This is a genomic window from Listeria farberi, assembly GCF_014229295.1.
Taxonomy (GTDB): Bacteria; Bacillota; Bacilli; order Lactobacillales; family Listeriaceae; genus Listeria; species Listeria farberi.
In genome coordinates this window covers 197049-221089 of sequence record NZ_JAARZL010000003.1, presented here as the reverse complement: position 1 = coordinate 221089, position 24041 = coordinate 197049, and the positions used below count along the sequence as shown (strand labels likewise).

At 36.5% G+C, this 24041-nt stretch carries 23 protein-coding genes; 4 read left to right on the top strand and 19 right to left on the bottom strand.

All coding sequences use genetic code 11. From position 1 onward, the window contains the following. Window positions 1–77 precede the first annotated feature (77 nt). On the bottom strand, window positions 78–911 hold the full coding sequence (locus tag HCB38_RS10380; protein ID WP_185319536.1) for an AraC family transcriptional regulator: 834 nt from the start codon (window positions 909–911) through the stop codon (window positions 78–80). Window positions 912–1053: 142 nt separating this feature from the next. Here HCB38_RS10380 and HCB38_RS10375 point away from each other — a divergent pair, with 142 nt between their 5' ends. The 3 genes from HCB38_RS10375 (at window position 1054) to HCB38_RS10365 (ending at window position 5573) form a co-directional block, all read left to right on the top strand. After that, window positions 1054–2796, top strand: coding sequence for an ABC transporter ATP-binding protein (locus tag HCB38_RS10375; RefSeq protein ID WP_185319537.1), 1743 nt, complete (start codon window positions 1054–1056; stop codon window positions 2794–2796). Continuing rightward, the gene (locus HCB38_RS10370) at window positions 2789–4570 is read left to right on the top strand and encodes an ABC transporter ATP-binding protein (RefSeq protein ID WP_185319538.1); all 1782 of its coding nucleotides are present in this window, start codon (window positions 2789–2791) and stop codon (window positions 4568–4570) included. Before HCB38_RS10375 ends, HCB38_RS10370 begins: the two co-directional genes overlap by 8 nt. A 724-nt stretch (window positions 4571–5294) precedes the next feature. Further along, complete coding sequence (locus HCB38_RS10365; protein ID WP_185319539.1) at window positions 5295–5573, top strand: hypothetical protein; 279 nt, start codon at window positions 5295–5297, stop codon at window positions 5571–5573. Window positions 5574–6003: 430 nt separating this feature from the next. On the opposite strand, the gene chiB is transcribed toward HCB38_RS10365, so the two are convergent. From chiB to HCB38_RS10345, 4 genes are all read right to left on the bottom strand, one after another. After that, window positions 6004–8274 (bottom strand): chitinase ChiB, encoded by a 2271-nt coding sequence (gene chiB / locus HCB38_RS10360; protein ID WP_185638487.1) that lies wholly within the window; start codon window positions 8272–8274, stop codon window positions 6004–6006. 288 nt (window positions 8275–8562) lie between these two features. Beyond that, window positions 8563–8937, bottom strand: coding sequence for a hypothetical protein (locus HCB38_RS10355; RefSeq protein ID WP_185319540.1), 375 nt, complete (start codon window positions 8935–8937; stop codon window positions 8563–8565). 93 nt (window positions 8938–9030) lie between these two features. Then, on the bottom strand, window positions 9031–9663 hold the full coding sequence (locus tag HCB38_RS10350; protein ID WP_185319541.1) for a nitroreductase family protein: 633 nt from the start codon (window positions 9661–9663) through the stop codon (window positions 9031–9033). Window positions 9664–9676: 13 nt separating this feature from the next. Then, a complete protein-coding gene (locus tag HCB38_RS10345; RefSeq protein ID WP_185638443.1) occupies window positions 9677–9967 on the bottom strand; it encodes a putative quinol monooxygenase in 291 nt (96 codons plus the stop codon). 111 nt (window positions 9968–10078) lie between these two features. Between HCB38_RS10345 and HCB38_RS10340 the strand changes: the two genes are divergently transcribed. Then, the gene (locus tag HCB38_RS10340) at window positions 10079–10375 is read left to right on the top strand and encodes an ArsR/SmtB family transcription factor (protein ID WP_185319543.1); all 297 of its coding nucleotides are present in this window, start codon (window positions 10079–10081) and stop codon (window positions 10373–10375) included. A gap of 52 nt (window positions 10376–10427) precedes the next feature. On the opposite strand, the gene HCB38_RS10335 is transcribed toward HCB38_RS10340, so the two are convergent. The 14 genes from HCB38_RS10335 to HCB38_RS10270 all read right to left on the bottom strand — a co-directional run bounded on the left by HCB38_RS10335 (window position 10428) and on the right by HCB38_RS10270 (window position 24031). Then, window positions 10428–11777: a tetratricopeptide repeat protein gene (locus tag HCB38_RS10335; RefSeq protein ID WP_185319544.1), complete on the bottom strand. Its 1350-nt coding sequence runs from the start codon at window positions 11775–11777 to the stop codon at window positions 10428–10430. Between the two features lie 15 nt (window positions 11778–11792). Continuing rightward, the gene (locus HCB38_RS10330) at window positions 11793–13418 is read right to left on the bottom strand and encodes a DUF6620 family protein (protein WP_185319545.1); all 1626 of its coding nucleotides are present in this window, start codon (window positions 13416–13418) and stop codon (window positions 11793–11795) included. 205 nt (window positions 13419–13623) lie between these two features. Next, complete coding sequence (locus HCB38_RS10325) at window positions 13624–13974, bottom strand: DUF2200 domain-containing protein (protein ID WP_185319546.1); 351 nt, start codon at window positions 13972–13974, stop codon at window positions 13624–13626. A 118-nt stretch (window positions 13975–14092) separates the two neighbouring features. Then, window positions 14093–14485, bottom strand: coding sequence for a DUF956 family protein (locus tag HCB38_RS10320; protein WP_185319813.1), 393 nt, complete (start codon window positions 14483–14485; stop codon window positions 14093–14095). 126 nt (window positions 14486–14611) lie between these two features. Next, a complete protein-coding gene (locus tag HCB38_RS10315) occupies window positions 14612–15523 on the bottom strand; it encodes a PTS system mannose/fructose/sorbose family transporter subunit IID (protein WP_003728942.1) in 912 nt (303 codons plus the stop codon). A gap of 21 nt (window positions 15524–15544) precedes the next feature. Further along, the gene (locus tag HCB38_RS10310) at window positions 15545–16351 is read right to left on the bottom strand and encodes a PTS mannose/fructose/sorbose transporter subunit IIC (protein WP_003764836.1); all 807 of its coding nucleotides are present in this window, start codon (window positions 16349–16351) and stop codon (window positions 15545–15547) included. A gap of 23 nt (window positions 16352–16374) precedes the next feature. Beyond that, the gene (locus tag HCB38_RS10305; RefSeq protein WP_185638441.1) at window positions 16375–17340 is read right to left on the bottom strand and encodes a mannose/fructose/sorbose PTS transporter subunit IIA; all 966 of its coding nucleotides are present in this window, start codon (window positions 17338–17340) and stop codon (window positions 16375–16377) included. A 286-nt stretch (window positions 17341–17626) separates the two neighbouring features. Beyond that, window positions 17627–18259, bottom strand: coding sequence for a cyclic nucleotide-binding domain-containing protein (locus HCB38_RS10300; RefSeq protein ID WP_185319548.1), 633 nt, complete (start codon window positions 18257–18259; stop codon window positions 17627–17629). A gap of 124 nt (window positions 18260–18383) precedes the next feature. Further along, window positions 18384–18944 carry a hypothetical protein gene (locus tag HCB38_RS10295; protein WP_185607974.1) on the bottom strand — a complete coding sequence of 187 codons (561 nt, stop codon included), beginning with the start codon at window positions 18942–18944 and terminating at the stop codon, window positions 18384–18386. After that, a complete protein-coding gene (locus HCB38_RS10290; protein ID WP_185319550.1) occupies window positions 18925–19257 on the bottom strand; it encodes a F0F1 ATP synthase subunit epsilon in 333 nt (110 codons plus the stop codon). Before HCB38_RS10290 ends, HCB38_RS10295 begins: the two co-directional genes overlap by 20 nt. A 12-nt stretch (window positions 19258–19269) precedes the next feature. Then, on the bottom strand, window positions 19270–20640 hold the full coding sequence (atpD, locus tag HCB38_RS10285; protein WP_185319551.1) for a F0F1 ATP synthase subunit beta: 1371 nt from the start codon (window positions 20638–20640) through the stop codon (window positions 19270–19272). Continuing rightward, window positions 20641–21510: a F0F1 ATP synthase subunit gamma gene (locus HCB38_RS10280; protein ID WP_185319552.1), complete on the bottom strand. Its 870-nt coding sequence runs from the start codon at window positions 21508–21510 to the stop codon at window positions 20641–20643. It lies immediately after the preceding gene. After that, entirely contained in the window at window positions 21507–23003 is a 1497-nt protein-coding gene (locus HCB38_RS10275; RefSeq protein WP_185319553.1) for a F0F1 ATP synthase subunit alpha, read from the bottom strand. Before HCB38_RS10275 ends, HCB38_RS10280 begins: the two co-directional genes overlap by 4 nt. Then, window positions 23000–24031 carry a F0F1 ATP synthase subunit delta gene (locus HCB38_RS10270; RefSeq protein ID WP_185319554.1) on the bottom strand — a complete coding sequence of 344 codons (1032 nt, stop codon included), beginning with the start codon at window positions 24029–24031 and terminating at the stop codon, window positions 23000–23002. Before HCB38_RS10270 ends, HCB38_RS10275 begins: the two co-directional genes overlap by 4 nt. Window positions 24032–24041 lie beyond the last annotated feature (10 nt).

Genomic DNA, 24041 nt, shown 5'->3' with positions numbered 1-24041 from the left:
CGCAAAATTTAATCCAAAAAAACAGGCATTTCGAAAATACCTGCTAATTTTTCTTCTATCATTCAGTATTTTTAAAATCAACTCGATTTGCGCCAATTTTCCGACGGCGGGAACCCATAATATTTTTTGAAAAGTTTACTAAAATAATAGGCATCATTATAGCCGACCATATTAGCGGCTTGCTTCACTGTAATGTCTTTATTTTTCAGCAGCTCTTCAGCACGCGTAAGACGAATTTTGATTAGGTAATTAATTGGCGACTCGCCGGTTTCTTCTTTAAAAACTTTGGAAATATAGGCTGGGCTAATGTACATCGTTTGCGAGAGCGTCGAAAGCGAGACATCTTCTGTGTGATGTTTTTCCATGTAATGAATAATTTCATTAACAAGAATTTGTTTTTGCTGCTCATCTGTGGATAATTTAACGCCATTATTTTCAAGTTGCTCTGGCGTAGCTTCGCGCAATACATGAATAATTAATTGCATAACAAAAGCCTTCAAAATCAAGTCATATCCGGGTTTTTCAGCGTCTTTTTCTTCTATAATTTGCTTAGAAATAGATAAAATGGCAGATTCATTTTCTTTTTTTCGTAAAAAGGCTTTTTTAAACGGGAAAGTGTTTCGAGAATATCCTTCTAGTGCAAAGTTTCGAAAACCAATGTGAAGCTGGGCATTTGTCATACCTGGTTCGGTTATATCGTAGTGGTTTACACCTGGGTTAAAAATCAGCATATCACCTTTTTCTAACGTGACTCGCTCCCCTTCAATATCATAAATAACTTCTCCTTCATAAATAATCGAGATTTCTAAAAAATCATGATGATGATTTTCACCCACTCGAACTTCATTGGTATAACAATTAGCAATATACAAAATTTGCGGATTAAATGTGGTCGTATTTATTTTCAGCATCACTTCACCTCCTAACTATAACGCTTACATTCATCTTTTAATTATATAACATTGTCCATGCTTACAGCGAATATAAACCATTCTTTTTCGAAATTAGGAGTGTAAACTAAATGGATATATGAATATTAAAGGATGTGAAAAAATGGAGAGTATGAAATGGATTTGGTTGTATGTCCGAAAATATCGGTTACTTATGATTGGTGTATTTATTCTAATTTTTATCGCTTCTGGTATTAGTATTATTTATCCTTTACTAGGCGGAAAAGTGATTGATGATGTTGTCTATCAAAATAAAACTAATTTGCTTATACCACTACTTTTAATCATGATAGTCTCGACCATTATTCGAACTATTTGTCGTTATTCTTATCAGATTATGTGCGAGCGAATTGGCCAAAATTCCCTTTTTCAGATTCGGGAAGATTTATATAAAAAGTTGCAATCACTCGATTTTGATTTTTTCAATAATACGCGCGTTGGGGATATTATGGCGCGGATGACTGGTGATACGGATGCGATTCGTCATTTTGTTTCATGGGTATCTTACAACATTTTGGAAAATGTGTTTTTATTTAGTTTTGCGATTATTATTATGGCTACGATTGACTGGAAACTAACGCTTGCACTCGTTATTTTAACGCCACTTATTGCCATTTTAACAATGAAAATGTCAAGTAAAGCGCAACCCGTTTTTTATGAAATTCGAGAAAGTTTTTCCAGGCTTAATTCGATGGTGGAAGAAAATATTAGCGGGAATCGCGTCGTAAAAGCCTTTGCGCGAGAAGATTTTGAAATGAAGAAATTCCATGAACACAATGAGGATTTCAAAAAACGTAATCTAGATTCTGCCGATGTTTCCAGAACCTATTTGCCAGTGCTTGATTCGCTCGCGGGCATGCTCGTTGTCATCACGCTTATTTTCGGTGGCTATTTAGTAATTAAAGGCCAAATGACGCTAGGAGATTTAGTTGCTTTCAATGGATTCCTTTGGATGCTAAACGGACCAATGCGGATGAGTGGCTGGCTAATTAATGACGTTCAACGCTTTATCGCTTCTTCGTTTAAAATTCAAGATATGATGGCGACGGATGCTAAAATTCCTATCCATGCCGAAAAGCCTGCTCCAACACTCCAAGGTCATGTTGAATTTAAAAATGTAGGTTTTCATTTTGAAGATGACCCAAACACCGACGTGCTCAAAAATATTTCGCTAAAAGCTTCCCCTGGCCAAACAATTGCTATTCTGGGCGAAACTGGTGCCGGGAAATCAACGCTTGTCAACTTGATTTGCCGATTTTACGATCCGACTGCCGGTGAAATTTTAATTGATGGTGTTGACGCGCGAAAATGGCATGTGCGTGAACTTCGAAATCACATTGCTACAGTGATGCAAGATATTTTCCTGTTTTCCGATACGATTGAAGGAAATATTGCATTTGGCGCTCCGGATGCAACGATGGAAGATGTCCGGAAAATGGCGCGAATTGCTGATGCCGACCACTTCATTGAAACAATGCCCGAAAGTTATGACACGATTGTCGGCGAACGCGGGGTTGGTCTTTCTGGCGGGCAAAAACAGCGGATATCATTAGCTCGTGCTCTTTTAAAAAATCCATCCATTTTGATTTTGGATGATACTACTTCTGCTGTCGATATGGAAACCGAAGTGAAAATCCAAGGTGAACTTAAAAAAATCACAGAAAATACGACAACCTTTATTATCGCGCACCGAATTTCTTCTGTAAAAGAAGCGGATGAAATTTTAATTTTAAACCATGGTGAAATCATCGAACGCGGTACACACACCAGTTTGCTAGCAGACAAAGGTTACTATTTTGATATTTACAATAAACAACTTGGGACGGAGGCGAATGTGAATGGCTAGAAATAAATTTGATGTTGATGAAGAACTAGAAACAGCCTTCAGCGCCACACATTTAAAACGTATTCTCGTTTACGTAAAACCATATCAAAAATCTATCTATATCACGCTCTTTGTCATCTTATTAGCAAATGTAGCGACAATGATTGGCCCGTATTTAACCAAAATAGTCATAGATGATACGATTCCAAATAAAAACATGACACAACTATTCTGGATTGCGATTATTTTCATAGTTTCTGTCGTTGTAACCGGACTTTGTATGCGATACCGCATTAGGTCAATTACGCTGATTGGACAAGATATTTTAAAGGATATGAGAACGGCGATTTTCGGTCATTTACAAAAGTTACCTTTTTCTTATTTTGATAGCCGTCCGCATGGAAAAATCTTGATTCGGGTTGTTAATTACATCAATATGCTCAGTGATTTGTTGTCCAATGGGCTCATTAATCTGATTTCCGATATTTTAAGTGTAATTGTGACACTTGGTTTTATGCTGATGATTGATCCCGTTTTAACGCTGTATAGTTTAGCGCTAATTCCAGTTCTTTTCGTGATTGTCATGGTTATTAAAACGGCTCAGCGTAAAGCGTATCAGGTTCTTAGCAATAAACAATCTAACATGAACGCTTATATCCACGAGAGCATTGCTGGGATTAAAGTGACGCAAAGTTTTTCGCGGGAAGAAGAGAACTTTGAGATTTTCACCGAAGTTAGTAATGAATATCGTCGTTCTTGGATGAAAGCCGTGAAAATTCAGTTCTTGCTTTGGCCGGGTGTACAAAACATTGCTGTAATGACAACTTGCCTGATTTACTTCGTTGGGATCAAAGGCTACGGTGTGGACGTTTCTACCGGGACACTGATTGCTTTCATTGGTTACGTTGGGAATTTTTGGAATCCTGTTATTAATATCGGTAACTTCTACAATTCGCTTATTACTGCTACTACTTATTTAGAGCGGATTTTCGAAACAATGGATGTCGAGCCCGATATCAAGGATGTGCCAAATGCGAAAAAAATGCCACCAATCGTTGGAAATGTTGACTTTAAAGATGTTTATTTCCGTTACGAGGAAGGCGTGGACATTTTAAAAGGAATTAATTTTCATGTGGATGCAGGAGAATCAATTGCACTCGTTGGTCCGACTGGCGCTGGAAAAACGACTATAATTAATTTGCTCAGCCGTTTTTACAATATTAATTCTGGAGAGATTTTAGTGGATGGACAAAATGTTGAAGAAGTCACGCTTAGATCGCTTAGGTCACAAATGGGCGTCATGCTCCAAGATACCTTTATATTCTCAGGAACGATTATCGAAAATATTCGTTACGGGAAGCTAGATGCCACCGAAGAAGAAATTATCGCGGCTGCCAAAGTCGTTCGCGCTCATGATTTCATTTCTGGATTAAAAGATGGCTATTATACGGAGGTAAAAGAACGGGGAAGCACTCTTTCTGCGGGGCAGCGGCAACTGATTTCCTTTGCCAGAGCACTTCTAGCTGATCCAAAAATCCTCATTCTCGATGAAGCCACTTCAAGTATTGATACACAAACAGAAATCTTACTCCAAGAAGGACTTGAGCGACTACTGGAAGGCCGAACTTCCTTCATTATCGCGCACAGGCTTTCGACAATCAAAAACAGTTCGCGCATCTTCTACATTGATAATGGACGCATTCAAGAAGCTGGCAGTCACGAAGAACTGATGGCGCAACATGGTTATTACTATAATTTGTATCAATCTCAGTTTGATATGTTGCAAGCTTTATAGAAAATTATGATTTAGACACTGCATTTAATAAGAATCCAAAATTACTCTCATCGCTTAGAAAAGCAAGATTTAAAATAGATGATGAAAAAGAGAAGGTACTAATATGTCTTCTCTTTTTTTACCATGATTTACACCATTTCCGCAAATCTAACTCAATAGCATTAAGTTTTAGATTCGTAAAATATCTTTTTTTGAGTTTTGTATGTAAAACAAATGATATCTTCTTCTATATTGATCACTTATTCATATCATTTATTTTTGTTTTTATCAATAAGATTTCTATACTTAATGAATTGGCTCATAGCTTGTCCGTAACTGGTTTCGGTAAATTTGAATATCCGATTAAATTAAAAAATAAGATTATTATTTCACAACTGGAGTCATCACTCGCTTTAATAACCTCCCTATAATATCATCATACGCCACACAGTAAATAACAAAATTATTCCTTTTTTTGCGTGTGTATTAATGCTATACTAAAAGAGTAAGCAAGTTTATGGTGATGAATATTTTTGTTAGGATTTCCTTAAAAGGATAACCCATGACCGTTTATGAAACACTGTCTTTTGTAGTTGCTTTTGCAATCCTGGTGCTGCTATTGAACAGTCAAAATAACAAAAAAATAACCATTCATAAACTTTAGATGGTTTAGTGATTATTTTTATAATCTATTAAACTATCAGCCTTAAAAAAATTAGAATTTGAAAGGAGAGTTGTATTAGATATGGAATTTCCTTTTTATGACGAGCCAAATACAGCTACCATTACCTGTTGCCACATAATTGAGAATGGAGATCCTATTTTGTATGTATCACATGATGATGATGATGGAATGTGGCAATTCCTATGTGGAAAAACGCATGAAGAAGACGAAGCAAAGTTAGTATCCTTAAAATCAGTCTTTGACTTAGATAATTCTGTTGGTCTTTTAAAGGATATGCCCTACGGTTACTATGCCGAAAGAAAAACTCAAGATGATGAATGGATTGTTAGAAAACAGTAGCTATCAACCCGGTCAATTCCAGTTTAGGGCAGGTATTTACGAAAGAGTAACTATATAAAAATGTTTGGGGCTTTTACAATACCCCAGAGGGAAACAGCCTTAAATAGAAATTTGCTTGCCTAGTCTTTTCCCAATAAATTTAGAATAGGCATATTCTTTAAACTAAAACCCTCATTTTGGATGACTACTAAATGATTTATATCTTCCATTACTATCTTGTCCTAATTTTTTTATCTGATATTTATTTTAAAAAATTGTTACTTGACAGACACCCTATAATATAAAAAAAGAATTATGACTTTTTATAGAGAAAAATACAACTCAGCTGAGTTGTATTTTTCTCTATTCTTTGTTTGGCCCTACGCCAAAACCGAAAATCTTTTTCAAATAAAAACAGAGATTCTCCAAAAAGAATCTCTGTTTTTATCTATTAATTTATTAACAACCAAGGGCCCCACTGTTCAGCTCCTGGCTCATTTCCTTGAGTCCACCACTGTGCTTCATATGTTTTCCCTTTATAAGAAACCCTGTCTCCCTTATTGTACGTTTTGGCAGCGTCCCATGCTGGAGTTGCTGGTGGTGTTGCCGCGTCAAGCGTTGTCACTGTTAAGGCAGAGCTTGCTGCCGAGAAGTTCCCCGCCGCATCATATGCTTTTACTGTATAATTGTACGCTGTTTTTGCAGTTAAGCCACTATCTGTAAAAGTAGTTCCTGAAACAGAGCCAACTTCGGTTCCATTCCGGTACACTTTATATCCAGCCACCGCTTTATTATCTGTTGAAGCTGTCCACGTTAGAGTAGCAGTTGTGTCTGTTACATTAGAAGATGTGAGTGATTTTGGCACTGTTGGCGCTTCTGTATCACTTGGATCAGGTACAACAGTTCCCCCGCCAAAAATAGTTTGTTTCCCAAATTCGACACTCGATTTTACCATTCGTTGTGTTAAATCAATTTTAGAAATATTATTTACATCCACACTAGATGCACTCGATTTTAAGCGGAAAGTATAAGATGCGCCTTGTGGAATTTGCTGTGCATCATATACAGAAGCTAAATCAACTACTGTATTGCCACCTGAAGTAGTAACTGTCCCTGCTTTATAATCTCCAGCCGTTAGCGTTTCGCCCGCTTTTACTGGAATATAAAACTTGGGTAATTTTACTGTTTCAAAAGATAGCTCAGTTGATTTCAGGACCTCATTTATTTCATCCGCTTTTTCATTATTCGTAATTGTAATTTCGTACCCGACGCCATTTTCACTATAAGGTTTTACGGTTGCTACCACATTTATATTTGCATATGTGATCGCGTTTTGCGGGATGGCACTTGTACCGAACAATCCGGTTTTAATAGCCTTCGTAAGTTCATCGCGCTTGGTTGAAGTCGTTGTTTTATCTTGTGACTGCATCCAAGAAATCATCCCACCAAGATTATTATCTTTTACATACTGTGCCTTATAGCTAATCGAACGTGGATTGTCGTATGTGTAAAACTCCCCAGTTTCCTTACTATAAAGATACGGCGCTTTGGCAGTATCATCCCAATATTCTTTCAAAGTTGGTGTCTTGGCTTTTAGTGCATCAATACTTCTGTATGCCCAAACCCCGCCAGCCCGGCCCCCGTCGCCAGTTTTAATTGGGTTTTCGTTGTTTGCCCCATAAGTAAGCGAGCCATCCGCATCTTTATTCGTTTTTTCAGCAGCTTGGAAAAGTCCAGGTAATGCTGTATCCGTTCCTTCAGCTACTTTATTCCAGCCCCTAGTATAAAATGCTGCCCCAACAACAATTTTATTTGAAACTGCTCCCTTTTCTTTTAAGTATTTAACGGTTTGGTCGACAGAAAAACCACTATCGTAATTTGGATCTTTCGGATTACCGTAAAGTGCTGTATGATGCGCACTATTCGGTGTCCAAGCACCGTTTAAGTCATAAGTCATCACATTGGCAAAATCAACTACTTTAAATAAATTCGCTACATCTACTCCATTTTCTAACGAAGATTTTGCAGCTGGTAAAGCAACTGATAATTCGTATTTCTTATTGATATCAACGCCTTGTTTATCCAAAGCAGTTCTTAAATCTTGTAAAAGTGTAATAAAGTTTTGCTTATCCGCAGGTTTTGCATTTGGTGTACCTTCATCGTTTTTATTATCAACAAGGTCAGCATCCCGTACCGAAGCAGGATATTCCCAGTCCAAATCAACAAAATCCATATTAGTATATTTCACAAACTTCATCACATTTTTCACAAAGTTAGCTCGTTTTGTCGGATCCGCCGCCACTGTCGAAAAATCTCCCGACTTAGACCAGCCTCCAACCGAAACTCCTATTTTCAAATTTGGATTTTGAGCGCGTAGATCTTGAATCGCATTCAAAACACCAGCATTCGCTCCGCCCCACTGAACTCCCTCTTGTCCAACAGGTGCTCCAACAGCAGCATCTTTATCTGTGAAAACTAAATCCCCATTACTATTAAAATCCAGAAAAGCAAAATTTAAATGTGTTAATTGATCAGCTGGAATATCTTTCGGATAAAAATTCCCTTCTCCTCCCCAAATCGACCAATCACCGTAATACATAACATTTCGATACTGTGGTACATTTTCAGCCGCTTTCGCCCGTTTTGGCTGTGCACCAATTGATACAACCACTAATGATAAAACTAACAACACAACAGAAGTAATACTAAAAAGCTTTTTCATCTTCTTATTCATCTCTTCACCCCGACTTTTGATTTATAAACCTCATTTCGGCAGTTCTAAGTTTGTCTCTCTGTACCCCTTTTTGTGTGGTTGTCAGAATGTTACTTTTCTCTAATTTCCCTCCTTTAATTAAAGATTCATCCTGAGCAGTTATATAACATGCAATAATCATGCCAAAAGAAAGCGTTATCATTCAACGCTTTAGGGTTGTTTATTAAATACACAGATAGAATAAAAACTTACACAGATAAAAAATAGTACAAGCACATAGCTTATACTATCGAATAATTATTTTTTGATTTTCACAAATTCAAACCAATGCTTTCGTGAATAAAAAATGGATACCAAGAAAAGACCGAGTCCTATTAATGTAGAAGCAAAACTAGTCATAACTAAACCGTAAAAAAGAAACGGGAACATGGAATAATTTAATATTAGTGCTTTACGATTAATTCGCACAATTACGTCATTACTATTTTCCAAGATCTCTTCCTTACTCCCATATAACCAATCAGTCGCTCTAACCTTTGTTTTTTCCATCTTAGGCATAAAAAAATGGGACTGGTGGTTATCGAGTTTTACAATTTCTTCATTTTCAATTCTAATATTTACTGGAGTAATACCGCCGCCAATACCTGTTTTACGAGTTATTTTGATCGTCATAGTTGCTTCTCCTCCTTGGCTTTATGTTGCTTTTATTATACCAAGAAGAACAAAAAGGAACAAGGAAATATCGGCTATTCCTTGTTCCCCTCTTTATGCGAAAGTCGTTACATCCGTAATTGGTAAACGATAAGACTCGTAGCCGGAATTTTTAGCTTTTCCGATAGAAACGAGCATAACTGGGACGTAGCGTTCTGGATCCATGTTAAACGCTTCTGCCACTTCTTTACGCTCAAAACCACCAATTGGGTTTGTATCATAACCATGCGCACGTGCAACCAACATTAATTGCATCGCCACTAGACCACCATCAATTAATACAACCCTTTCTGCTTCTGAACGAGGAATCGTTTCAAAATACTGGCTTAATTTTGCCATTTGCTGTTCTTTTACTTCGGCTGGCATTAAACCACGATTCACAGCTTCTCCATAAATTTTTTCGCCATTTTCAAAGTTTTGTAAGTCACCGAAAATTAAGATCATCGCGGAAGAAGTTTCGTTTTGGCGTGTGTTAAAGCGCACTAACGAACTTAATTTTTCTTTACCAGTATCACTTTCTACAACTACAAAGCGCCACGGCTGCATATTTACAGATGATGGAGCCGTTACCGCATCCTCTAAAATAGCTTTCATTTCTTCTTGGCTAATTTTCACCGTTTCATCATATTCTCGAATCGAACGACGATTTTTCATTAAATCTTCAAAATCATTATTTAAATAAGTCATCTCTTTCTCCTCCTTAGCGCGCAAGTGGCGTTAACACCGAAACTTTAAGTGGTCTTGCAACAAAATTAGCAGCGGCACTCTGAAATTTTTTGAAATGCTCGCTTTCATTGTGTTGTTGAATAGCATCCATATCTGCCCATTTTTCCAGCATATAAAAAACTGTCTCATTCTCCGTAGATTGCACTAATTCATAGCCATGATTTCCTGTTTCTGCTTGTGATGCGACAATAACTTCCTTGGCTGCCTGCAAAAAAGCTTCTATTTGTTCTTTTTTTATCGTCATTTTTGCTTCAATATGCAACATTTGCCAACAACTTCTTTCGGATTTTATAGTTCGATTTTTTTCGAACTATCATAATATAACATATCAGCAAGTTACGCGCAATTAAAATGTAAGTTATGATATGATAATCATATGAAAAAGTTAAATGAGCTATCAAAATCAGATTTATTATTAATTTTTCAAGCCTTAAGTGACCCAATTCGACTTGATATTTTCTTATGTTTACTTAAAAACAAAGAGAAACGCTTCTCTGGAACTACTTACAATATTTCCAAATCCACCATGTCACATCACATCAAACTACTTAAAGAAGCGGGACTGATTAACTTAAGGAAAGAAGGGACAACACATATTTATTCGGTGAGGGAAGAAATTGTCAATCAAATAGGCGATTTCTTTATAAAAAAACAAACAACAACCGATGAGTAATATCGATTGTTGTTTGTTTTTTATACATGACTTAATTAATAGTTTGTCTTCTCTACTTAATTTCTGGTTTAAATGGCTTTCGACCGCTAACATGTATTTGTTGTCTTTCTCCATTATCATTAACAAACATAGCAGTCGCACTAGAATGTTCTAACGAATAAGCCTCATTAAAAAATTCTTCTGCCTTCTCCTGTTCTTCTAGTCGTTCATAACAACAGCCGAAAAGATATACTACATCAACGTAATCATCTTGATAGTGCCAGCTATTAATCTCGTTTAATGTTTCAATAGCTGTATCGTATTGTTCTAAATAAAACTGAAAGAGTCCTTTTTTATAACGATATTTTTCTTCTTCTTCAATTTCTAGGATTCTTTCACAATAATTAATAGCCGTATTATAATCTTTAGCACCTTCCGCCGCATTTACCAAATTGTGTAGAAAAATATTATATTGTTTAAAAGTTTGGGGAATGACACTTTCCATCGCTAACACTTCTTCGTATCTCTCTAATCCATTTAATGCAGCTACGTAATTAATTACAGCTAAATAATAAATATTAGAATCTTTATTTATCTGTTTGAACAACTCTAAGGCCTTCTCATATTTTTTTAAATGAACATAACACATTATACTATCATTAAGAACGTTTTCTGAGATTGCTACACTCGGCGGTACTTTTTCTAAACTAATCATTGCTTTAGAAAAATCACCTTGTTGAAAATAGCTTACTGCGATTTCATATTCTTTTTGCGCTTCGTATTCCGCTTCAAATTTTTTCGCAAGTAAATTGTTACCATTCCGATTATAAAGAAGCATCAGTGTGTATAAAGCTTTTTGCATCCATTTATCCTTGCTTAGTTGGACACGATACTTTGTTCCAGTAAAATTGGCAAATCGTAGTAGTAATTTTTCCGCTTTATCATAGTCTTCCAAATTATAATACGCTATACCACGCCATACATCCAAAAACTCATGGTCAGGCATTAATTGTTCTAGTATTTTACACAGTTCAATGACTAGTTCATTTTCATCAGAGCGATTCGCGGCTACAGCTGCATTCCAAAATAACAATACATTATCATCAATAACTTCTGGTTGTTTCAAACTGCGAAAAAGCCGTACTGATTGACTCGCATATCCTGTTTCGAGAAGTGCTTGCATTTGATTTGTTGCTGCAATATAGTACGTTGGATAGACTTCTTTAATCTTTGGGAAGATTTCTTTTGAAGCCTCATAATCATTCACATCGTTAAGTGCACACATGATATTAGCTAGTGTTTCATTATAATATTTAGATTTTTTGGGAACTTCATTAAATGCTTCTAAAGCTTTTCTCGGCCTATTGTTACTTAAATAATATAAGCCTTCTTCAAATTTCTTTCTTCCTTTAGAATTAAACATCCTAATTACCTCCGCCTAATTGAACTTAATATCCCCATCAATAATGTCTTTTATTATATCCTCTGTCATCATTGCATCTTCATCAAAATTGGATACTTTAGCTAAATTATCTGCGGAAATCGTCTGTGCTAACCCTAAACTTTTTATTAGTTTATCCGTTCCTAACTCTTCGTCATCCACATAACCATTTATACCAATAGCATTTGCATTAACTTTATTTATTTTTAATTGGCCCTCGCGAACTGCTGTTAAAACACAAGGCGTTTTTAACTCCCCGGTAATCCCCAAATTAATAACAGAATTACTAATAAAGAACCCTGTTGTTACTGTACAATCTCCGGTAATTATTATATTTTGTTCTTCATCATCATTTAATATATCTACACTTTTTGCTATAACGTTACCTTCTACATAAAAATGTGTATTAATATGAGCATCTTTTGATACAGTAAGATTCCCTAAAATAATAATCAGTCCAATTTCTTCTTCGGAAAGCTCTTCATCACCTGCAAAAATATCATCTGGATATGAAGAAAAGTCGCCTACAATATTAACATCTCCTTGATGAAACAACACTTTTCCAAGTTCTTCAATTTCCTCTTCATCTTTTGAATTTAAGAATTTAAGCGCTGGATGATTCGTGCCGAGTTTAGTGATACAAGCTTCCAAATCTAGTAACTTAGCCTGCTGCCCGAAATCTTGTAAATCAAACTTCACCCCGCTTAAAGGATTGTCGGCTAAACTTTCCATTTTGGTCAATTCTCGCTCATAAGCTTTTTGACGTTCCTTAAAGTAAGGATCAAAAAATACAGTATGATCATAACTCGCAGCATCTTCTTTTGCCCAAAACTGGTTTGCTTGTTGTAAATCAAAACTAGCATGACCAAATTTTTCTTTTGTTAATGCTTCACCATCAAGACCTAAAGAATAAGCAGCTTGATAATAAGCAAATACATCTTGGAAATAGCGACGATCTTGTACTAATCGTTGACCTGCTTCTGAAAAATTATTTATCTCTACTTCAGTTGGTTTCATATACTGACTGTATAATATTACCAAATTGTTATCATGTTTCATTCGCTCTGTCCAAGCGAGTGTTATTTCTCCCCACTGCTCGTTACTAACACCATAAGACTTAATAACTTCATCGCCATCTTCTCCAGACGCCATACGGAAGGATCCTTCTGCAAAAGCTTTCATATCAATCCCGTGAATACTTTCATAGTTATTGTCTTCAGTTACTGTACGATACGTTTTCACTCCTTGTAACTTCGCCGAATACTCTGTTGTAAAATATTCTCGTTCTGCATTAGTTAATTCTGGTAAAATCTCGTTCAGCAAACGTTGACCAAAATCTTGTTTTAGTGAAATTAAATCTTCCTCTGTTTCTATGTCACCTTCGTTTTCTGGGTCATTCAAGTACGCCTGTACGCGTCTTTCTAAAATATTTTCAAATACTTTTACTTGTTCACGGTTAAAATACGGAATTTCTGTCTTTTCGTCTCCTGTATTATTCCTCACTAATTGTCCAAGTTCCTCTATTTCTAATGCTTCTCCTGTTTTCTTTGGACTGATGAAAACCTTAACTGTATCTTCTTGTACATCTCTTACTTCTTTTTTTCCAAATAATTTTTTAAACATTTACTTTACTCCTTCTGTAATATTTTATAGTAAAAATGATTCATACTTCGCTAACATATATAATTTTAACACTTCATTTTTCACATTTTAAAAAAAGGATATAACTGCTATTTATTTGCTTTTAAGTATTTTATTTAGTTGAATTTAACAAAAAAAAAGCAAACAAAAAAGTCTGCTCATGTTAAGAGCAGGCTTTTAGAAGATATTATTTTCTAAGTATTTTCTCCATTTTCTTTCCTTTAGCAAGTTCATCGACCAATTTGTCTAAATAACGAATTTGTTGCATAAGTTTATCTTCAATTTCTTCCACTCGGTAGCCACATATAACACCAGTAATTAAAGAGGCATTAGGATTCATTTTTGGCGCTTGTTCAAAAAATGTCTCAAAGTCAATTTCTTGGTCAATGGCTTGTTTTAAAGAAACTTGATCGTATCCTGTTAGCCAAAAAATAATTTCGTCCACTTCTTCTTTTGTACGTCCTTTTTTCTCCACTTTTTGTATATAAAGAGGGTATACACTAGCGAATGACATTGTGTAGATTCTTGGTTTTTTCATTTTGTATCCTCCTCCAATTCACTTTTACTTTCATTACCTATTGTAACAAAATACAATTTTTGTTCAAAAAAAAAGCCTTAATAGACAAAAATTTGTCCACTAAAGCTTATAGTATTAATTATTTAGCTTGCTTGTTTTTCTTCTTGCTAAATATCGACCGAAACGAGCGCTTCATAACATCAAAGAAACTTAGCGAGCTCACCATATTGGCTGGGTCGACATAAACTCTTATTTTACGTAAAACTTCTTTAGGCTTTTTAGAAGCAAATGTGTATGTGCCGTTACGCTTTGTTTTAATGGCGTAGCGAGGAATCCACTTGCCTTTTAACATAACAGATACAATAACTTGATCTACTTCTTCCCAAGGAATTTGGACGAATTTACGCACATCGCGTGAGTTAAAAAATTCAAAACCTTTGTCGCCAATCATAATTTTACCGTAATCTGTAAGTCCAGTATACGCGGTGGCATCTATTGTTAAGTCTACCTTTGTATTAATCGATTGAACCAACTGTTTTCGCTCCATTTCTTTTCGCTTGTTTTGTTTATTATAACGCATTCGTTTACTCATGTCATACACTTAAAATCAAAAGAGGCCAGTGATTGCTTCGCCAGCCTCTTTTTGATCAGCTTATTTTTACAGAAGCCCGATTAAATGACCAACTATACCGACTACGAATAGACCTAGAATGATGATAATTGGGCTGATTTTTTTCTTAAGTAACCACATACATAAGAATGTAAGAGCTACTGCTGCAAGTCCTGGGATTAAATTATCCAAGTTGTTTTGCAAAGTTGTTACTTTAATTTCGGAAAGAGCTAAACCTGCTTGTTGCTGTTCTAAAGCCGTTTTAATACCTTGAGCGCCTTGTGGAAGATGACTCCAATCAATATACGCACCTTCATCAAGTTTAACTTTCGAGATAATTGGCGCAAACTGGATATTTACCCATCTCTGCACCAAGGCGGCGAGGACGAACATCCCGAGTATCGAAGCACCTTTTGTAATGTCTTGCAGCAAGCCACCAGAAAGGTCATCAGTAATTTTAGAACCAGCTTTATAGCCGAATTCTTGTGTATACCACATGAAGCCCCAACGAATTACGTTCCAAGCAACAAAGAATAAGATAGGTCCAAGAATGTTTCCACTCAAGGCAAGAGAAGCACCTAATGCTCCTAACATTGGACGAATTGTAAACCAGAATACTGGGTCACCAACACCAGCTAGAGGTCCCATCATACCAACTTTAACCCCTTGAATTGCTACATCATCAACTTCTGCACCATTTGCACGTTCTTCTTCAAGTGCAAGTGTTACCCCAAGAATTGGAGATGCAATATATGGATGTGTATTAAAGAATTCTAAATGACGTTTTAACGCAGATGAACGGTCTTCTTTTGTTTTATATAATTTTTTAATAGCGGGAATCATAGAGAATGCCCAGCCACCATTTTGCATACGTTCGTAGTTCCATGAACCTTGAATGAACGTAGAGCGCCATGCTACGCGTAGACGGTCTCTCTTTGATAATTCGATTTTTTCTGCCATTCTATTCTCCTCCTTTTTTTATTAATAGTCGTTTAATATATCGCCGAGTGGATCGCGTGAGTTTCCGCCTCCACCGCCATTTGAATTACCGCCACCCATTTTAGATAGGTTAAGGTAAATAAGAGCAAGTGCAACACCTAGAGCACCAATTGCGATAAGTGTTAATTGAGAAATTGCGGCAACTACGAAACCGATTACGAAGAACGGCCATACTTCTTTAGTAGCCATCATGTTAATAACAAGCGCATAACCAACGGCAACTACCATTCCTCCGCCGATAGCCATACCATCTGTTAACCAAGCTGGCATTGCTTCTAAGAAAGATTGAACGCTGTCTGCTGGAATGAATAAAAGTGCTGCTGCAGGGATTGCGATACGAATACCTTGCATACAAATTGCTGAAATATGTAACCACTCTACGGTGCGTATATTCCCTTTTTCAGCGGCTCTGTCCATCAAGTGAACGATTGGAACTGCCAATGTACGAACGATCATTGTTAAGAAAAGACCTGCTACTGCAAGTGGAATTGCAATCGCGATTGCGGACGGAATACCTGCTACTCCTTGTCCACCTAATACTAATATAATTGCTGAAGCTACTGAGGCAAGCGCGGCATCTGGTGCTACGGCTGCTCCGATGTTTGCCCATCCAAGTGCGATCATTTGTAGAGTTCCGCCAAGGATGATACATGCTGTTAAGTTACCTGTTACGAGACCAATTAATGTACATGCGATTAATGGCTGATGGAACTGAAATTCATCTAGAATTCCTTCGATACCTGCTAAAAATGCAATAAGTACTACTAAAATTATTGATATGACAGACATAATAAACCTCCTATTTTAATTTTTTATTGTGTCTTTAATTCATTTTTTGCTTTTTTGATGATTTCTTCCATGTTAGCGCTTGAGTCATTAGGGACTTTACGCACATCGAATTTAACGCCTTTTTCTTTTAATTTCTCAAAAGTGGCAACATCATCTTTCCCCATGGAAAGTACTTTGCTAACAACAACTTTACCTACAGAGTGAGCCATGGAACCAACGTTTACTTGTTCGATTTCTACGCCACCTTCAATTGCGCGTAAAACATCTTGAGGATTTTCGAATAATAAAAGTGCTTTTGTGTTGCCGAAACGTGGATCTTTTGAAATCTCAATCATTTTTTGGACTGGGATAACGTTAGCTTTTACTCCTGGTGGTGCTGCTTGTTCGATTAATTTTTTACGAAGTTCGTCTTTTGCAACTGCATCCGAAACAACAATAATTCTTGTTGGGTGTGTTGCTTTAGTCCATGCAGTGGCTACTTGACCATGCAATAGACGAGAATCAACACGAGTTAAAACGAATTCGATTTTGCCGTTACCAACTGCAGCGATTTCTGCTTGTGGCTGTTCAGTAGCTGTTACTTGCGGCTGTAGTTCTTCCGGTTTAACACGAACACCTTCTTGAGCTGGCGCAAGAATATTTGCTGCGATTTCGTGTGCGCTTTCCATTGTAAAACGTGATGAGAAAGCTTCAATCAACATTGGCAGATTAAGTCCTGCTACGATAGCCCACTTATCTTTATGTAATTCATAAAGACCGTTTGCTTGATTGAATGGTGTGCCTCCCCAAAGATCCACTAAGAATAAAACTTCATCTTGGCTATCGAAAGTTGCTATTGCAGCTTCCATTTTAGCTTTGATATCTTCAGGACCTTCGCTTGGCATCAAAGTGATTGCTTTAACGTTTTCTTGCTCGCCGAAAATCATTGTTCCGGACTGCAAAATACCTTCAGCAAATTCACCGTGAGTTGCGAGGATAATTCCTACCATCTTTTTCCCTCCTAATATAATTTCATTTATTTTGCTACCCGCTCTATTATTTGCAAGTTTTGTGCCAATTTGTTGTATCGCAAAAAAAGCTCTCAGCCGCAACGTTTTTAAAAAATACTTTTTATAGTGTATCACTGATTGATACAGAAAATTTATTTTAAAAATGAAGTGTATTCAAATTTATATTATGTATATCAAAAAAATGCATAATAATTTTATTCTTTTTTAAAAGTAATGTAAAAAACCCACGAAAATTTAAGTTTTCGCGGGTTTTCTGGAATATTATTTAAGCACAATTTGATTGATATGTTTGTGTTAATCGCCAAGGAGTCCCTTTAGTATCGAGGTTTCCTCTAGAGACTAAATCATTCACAATCATTGATACGGTGGAGATAGAACATTTTGCGAATCGTGCTAATATATATATTTTTAACCATTTTGGAAATTCAGGATTTTTTTCTGAATCTAGTTGATAGTGCTCAATAATTTTTGCCAAAATCATTTCTACACGTTCTTCGGCAGTGACTGAAATTAGTTTCCTTTGCCAATCTAAACCTTTTTCGAGATCTTCAGCTATTTGTAAGAAGAAAGTAGGAAGCAAATTTTGGTCCTCTAATTTTTCAAAAAGTTCTTCTCTTGGAATGGTACTATAAGAAGTATTTTCTAATGCAGTGAGGGAAAAACCACCTTTTGTAGTAAAAATTATTCGTTTATCAATAAAAACACGATTAAAGTCAGATCGTCCTTCTTCGCTTTCTTGAACTAATAAACCTTCTTCCATAATGATTACTTGTTCATGGTTCATTATTATTTCCCCGCCTACATCTAATTTTTGACGTTTAAGGCTAAAGTTTTTTACAATCCATGAATAAATCAACGAATCTTCTTTGACTAATTGATGGAATTCTAAAAAAGTCATTTTTAATTTACTTCCTTTCGGCCAATATACTTGTTAGTTACTTAACAACTTAAAGTATAGTACAACTTTATGAGAAACTGTTAAAGGAATTCTATCAAAATGCTCATTTAGCAAAGTTTTTTTGTTACTTTAATAATTTTACATACACTCGTTGCCAAATAACTACTAAACCACTTGCTACAAATAGACTAATAATAGCCAAATACATTCTTGCAACAAACGCTAGCCCAAAAGGAAAATCGGCTATATGGAAAATAGATAGATGCATATACTTCAGTCCAAAATAGCCTAGAAAATAAATTGCCGTGATACATAAGAATCCTAGAAGTTGTCGCAATTCCTGTTTCTGCTTTTTGGGTATGCGTATTTTTTTCCAATAAGCAACTAGTTGGAATAACCAACTACTCCAGAAAATAAATACAGTAAATTGGAAAGGAATCGCAGGTATTTGAACGATTATAAGGCTGATTAAAAGACTTGCCACAATAACCACGAGCAATGACGTCACCTCAGCATTCAACTGATAACGAGTATGCCATAATTGATACCGTCTAATTCGTTTTAGTGGAACTTTTTCTTGTGAGAGGAAATGACGAATTCCGCCTAACAGCACTAGAACCAACAGGAAAAATCCAATCAAAAAACTAATAATTAACAGAAGGGTATTAAAGAACTCGCTTGTCATCAGTCCGCCTGCTCTCTGTTTGTTTTCGTTTCTGAAGCCTTTCAAAAATCCGCTCAGCTTGCGTAGCATCGGCTGAGGCAAATTGTGCCATTATATTTGCTTCATTTTGTACTAAGTGCAAATAACCAAGTGCCACAAAGATTGGTTCGGATGCCGAAGTATCCAAAATGCTGATTTCGCTATAGTCGAAAAAACTTAAGCAATCAATATGTTCTTCCAATACAGTTTGCTGCCCTTCTTTTGTATTGATAACAAAACCCTCTACTTCTCCTTCAAAAAACTGCCCCATAGGCGAGACGATTTTAAGTTTCATATTCTTCTCCTCCTATTTCAAGTCTTTGTAAGATCCGATAAACAAGAAGTCTCGTTCTGAACGTTCATCATAATCACCATTTAAAATACGTTCTACACTTTCTAACAGATCTTCTATTTCTACAAAGATGCCTTCTGTTCCAGTGAATTTTTCCGAAACATAGAATGGTTGTGATAAGAAATTACGGATTTTCCTAGCACGATGTACAAGCTTCCTATCGTCCTCACTTAACTCCGCCATTCCTAATACATTAATAATTTCTTGTAATTCCATATAGCGTTGCAAAATAAATTTCACTTGTACCGCTAATTCATAGTGTCGTTCCCCAACAAAAGTTGGATTCAGTGCTCTAGAAAAAGATTGCAGTGGATTTACTGCTGGGAAAATACCCAAAGCGGCAATCGAACGTTCTAATACAATCGTTGAATCCAAATGACTGAATGTAGCTACAGCTGAAGGATCATCGATATCATCTGCTGGCAAGAATACACATTGAATCGAAGTGATAGAGCCATTTTTTGTAGACGCGATGCGGTCTTGAAAATCGCCAACCTCTTTCGAAAGCGTGGATTGATACCCACCAGTAATAGGAATTTTCCCTTGCAAGGAAGATACTTCAGAACCTGCTTGAATAAAACGAAAGACGTTATCAATAAACAAAAGTACATCTTTTTTCTCTTCGTCACGTAAATATTCTGCAATCGTTAGGCCCGTTAATGCTACGCGCATCCGTACACCTGGAGATTCGTTCATTTGACCAAGTACTACAGTAGTTTGTGGTAAAACGCCGCTTGCTTCTAATTCTTTATATAACCCGATACCTTCTCGCACACGTTCCCCAACACCAGTAAACACAGAGTTTCCGCCTTGCATACTGATATTATTAATCAGTTCTTGCATTAACACCGATTTCCCAACCCCGGCTCCACCAAATAGTCCTGTTTTGCCTCCTTTTAAAATTGGGCAAATAAGGTCTATTACTTTGACTCCAGTATAGAGAATTTCTTTACTCGTATCTAAATCACGAAGTAATGGCTGTTCCCGGAAAATGGGCCACTTCACTTCAGCTTCTGGTTCTGGTTTCCCATCGATTGCTTTTCCGTATACATTTAGCATTCTACCTTGCACGGTTTCGCCTACGGGGACTTCGATTGGATGACCTAGATTAACCACTTCTGTTCCTCTAGCCAGCCCGCTCACTTCTCCGATAGCGATAGCAGAAATTGTATTAATTCCTGTGTGTTGAACAACTTCAGCCAGATAGGTTCCTTGGTGGGTATGGTACTCAAGTGCAAAGCCAATTTCAGGCAGTTCACTCTCATTAAATTCGATTTTTAAAACAAAACCACTAATACTAATAATGGTCCCTGTGTGTTTTTTCATTTACTCTTCTTCCTTCCTGATTGTCTGCGCACCGCTGATGATGTCTAGTAGCTCGCCCGTTTTCTGTTGTAGCGTCCGCTTTCTGGCATTAAAAATGGCTTCTTCTAACTGTTTTTGAATATTGTCTTTTGCTTGCTTCATGGCGATTCGGCGCATACAATACTCACTAGCGACCGAATAACGGAACATACTATATAGCAGACCACATAAATAGTTTTCTAATAATAACTGCTCAACCTGCTCCTCTTCCGTTTCAAAATCTAGAACATAATCTACTTCAATTGGTAGATTATCCGACTCTTCCGGAATTTCAGGATAAATTTTTTCACACATTGCTTCTGAATGGACGGCATTAAAGTATTTGGTAAAAATTACATACAATGCATCTATTTCTTCCGAGTTAATCTGATCAACAAAATCAGCGGTAACAGCAGTGGTTGTTTCTAAATCAATATTTTCAAGGGAAAACTGTAAATATGCTGTGATGTTTTGACCAAGTCTCGTTAAGTAGCGATGGCCTTGTTCCCCCACAACTACCCAATTTATCGTTACTTGATCTCCAAGTGTAGCTATTAGCTGATCAATCTCAGCAAAAACCTCACTATTATAAGCACCACAAAGGCCACGCTCTGAAGTTATGGCAATTGCAGTAATCTTTTTCTCTTCTTTTACGTTATTATTGCCAGGATGCATCGTTTTTCGCACCCATCGCAAACTTTTTAAAATTGTTTCGTAATAACTAACTGCTGCTTCGGCTTTTTCTCGTAAAGTGGATAGTTTACCGAGCGTTGCCAATTCTGTGACGTGGACTATTTTGTATGTTGAGTTTAGTGCTTTAATGGTTTTTCGGGCTTGGTCTATACTACTCAACTAAAAAGCCTCCCCACTTCCTGAATAATCTCTTCTAACATTTTAGTGTGCGCTTCATTTAACTCGCTAATGGAATTAATATCACTAGAAAACGCGGTAAAATCTTGATGCGCATGAGCTTTTTCTAATAGTAAACCTTTGAAAGAAGCAATTTTATTAGGTGCCACTTTGCTAAGGTAATCATTTTGGAAAGCATATAAAAGAACAATTAGCTCAGTAACGGATAATGGACTAAGAATTTGTTGCTTAAATAATTCTGTTAGTATACGACCATCCGAGACCATTTTCATACTACCATCATCCAGTGCATTACCAAAATCAAGTAATTCTTTTAATTCCTCATATTGAGAAAGAATAAGAGTTAAATTTTTACTAAGCTTACGGATGACGGGATGTTGCGCGTCTCCACCGATTCTTGAAACCGATACACCAACATCTACTGCCGGCTTTTGACCACGATTAAATAAGTCAGATTTCAAAAACAGCTGCCCATCAGTAATCGAGATAACGTTTGTAGGGATATATGCTGTCACATCATCGGATAATGTTTCAATCATTGGTAGAGCGGTAATAGAGCCGCCACCATGTTCCTCATTCATTTGAACAGCTCTTTCTAAAAGACTGGAGTGGATATAAAAACTATCTCCTGGATAAGCTTCTCTTCCTGGGGGACGGTTAAAAAGTAATGTAATTGCTCGATAAGCATCCGCATGTTTTGTTAAATCATCTAGAATAATTAAAACATCTTTTCCTTGGTCACGTAATGCTTCTGCAACTGCCATTCCTGCATACGGGGTTAGATATTGCGCTGTAAGTGAGTCACTAGCTGCTGTGGCTACTACAGTAGTATATTCCATCGCTCCGTGATTTCGTAGCGTTTCAATGACTTCTGCAATATATGCTGCTTTTAAACCAATAGCTACGTAGATACAATGAACGTTTTGATCATGTTGATTAATAATGGTATCTACTGCAATTTGGGTTTTTCCTGATTGGCGGTTACCGAGGATTAATTGTCGTTGTCCTCGACCGATGGGTGTGATGGAATCAATAACTGCTAATCCTGTATTAAGCGGACGAGTCACACTATCAATCGTCATAATCGCTGGTGTTACACAAAAAAGTGGCGAGCTAGCGGTTGGTTTTTCTTCACTTTCTTCATAAAGCATTTTCCCAGTTGTATCAATAATACGACCAGTCATATCCTCAAAAAGAGCCACTTCGATAAAATTACCAGAGACTGAAACGCTCATCCCTTCCAAAATATCGTTCGTTTTATCAATTAAACCTATACCAACAAATTCTTCGTTTAGTTCAAGAATGACACCTCGATGTTTGTTATCAATCATAACTGCTTGATGCAGTGATGCGTTTTCTAACCCTGAGCTGAAAATAACTCCATCAGAAATTTTTTCCACTCGGCCATTCTCTTTCAAATATTCCAAGTCTACATGGGTTTCGTATTTGTTCATATCAAAATGAATTGTTTTCAAAGTTTCACTTCCGCTTCCATTTTTTCTGTTGATCGCTTAATTAGTTCCTGATAGCTCATATCAATCGCTTTCGAACCGTACTGAACAATAACTCCGCCAATTAATTCTTTTTCTACCTGATACTTTGTCTTATAAGTTTTGTGTGCTGGTTGCCATAGCTTCTCAAAATGATTGGCTGACTCTTGACTAGCAACTCTAATACTAATAAGACCTGTGTAAAATTGAATATTGTACACTTCCAAAAAGTTTCGATACAGGCTACGCGTTTGGCGATAAGAGTAATGCGTCATCATGTAAAAAAGAAATTGAATAAATTCCGCATCTAACTCATCTAAGGTACCCTCTTCTTTCATTACTTTTAGCTTTTGTTCTGGAGAGAGGTAACTACTTTGATAAATTTGTTTTACATGCAGTTTACTCGCACGATCATTGTATTTCTGAAATGATTGAGTAAATAAATGTAATTGCTCAGGGGTATACATTTCAAATAATTGTAAGATTATTTTATACGGTAGCGCACAACGAATCTTTTCTGTTCGAACTAACGCATCAAATTCGCGAATAGCTTCCGTAAATAATTTCGCTTCATCTTCTTCTGACTGAATAAAAACTTGTTGAAAAATTTCATTCATGTAGCTACTTAGCGATTTATACGGCGCATGTGGCGTTGTCTCAACAAGTGGAACTTCCACTATTTGTTTAGGTTGTGTATTTTCCCATTCATGCAATTTTTGTTCATATTGCTTATTTTGAGCAATTAGCTGATCAATTTCTTCTAAAAACATTACTTCTTTTTGCTCTGATTCTAAAGCTAATTGTCGATTTTTTTGTTCTTCTAGGGTAGTAGCCACTTTTTGTCGCTTTAAACGACGCAAAAGGCTTTCCTTTTCAAGGGACTGATCTTGGCTCACTTCATAAAAGAAACTCGTCAAGATATTTTCTAATTTTCGTAAGGTGAAATGCAGTAAATATAAGAAGCCTACTGCGAAAACACTATATAGAATTATTGTTTGAATCATTTTTTCCATGCTCTCACCC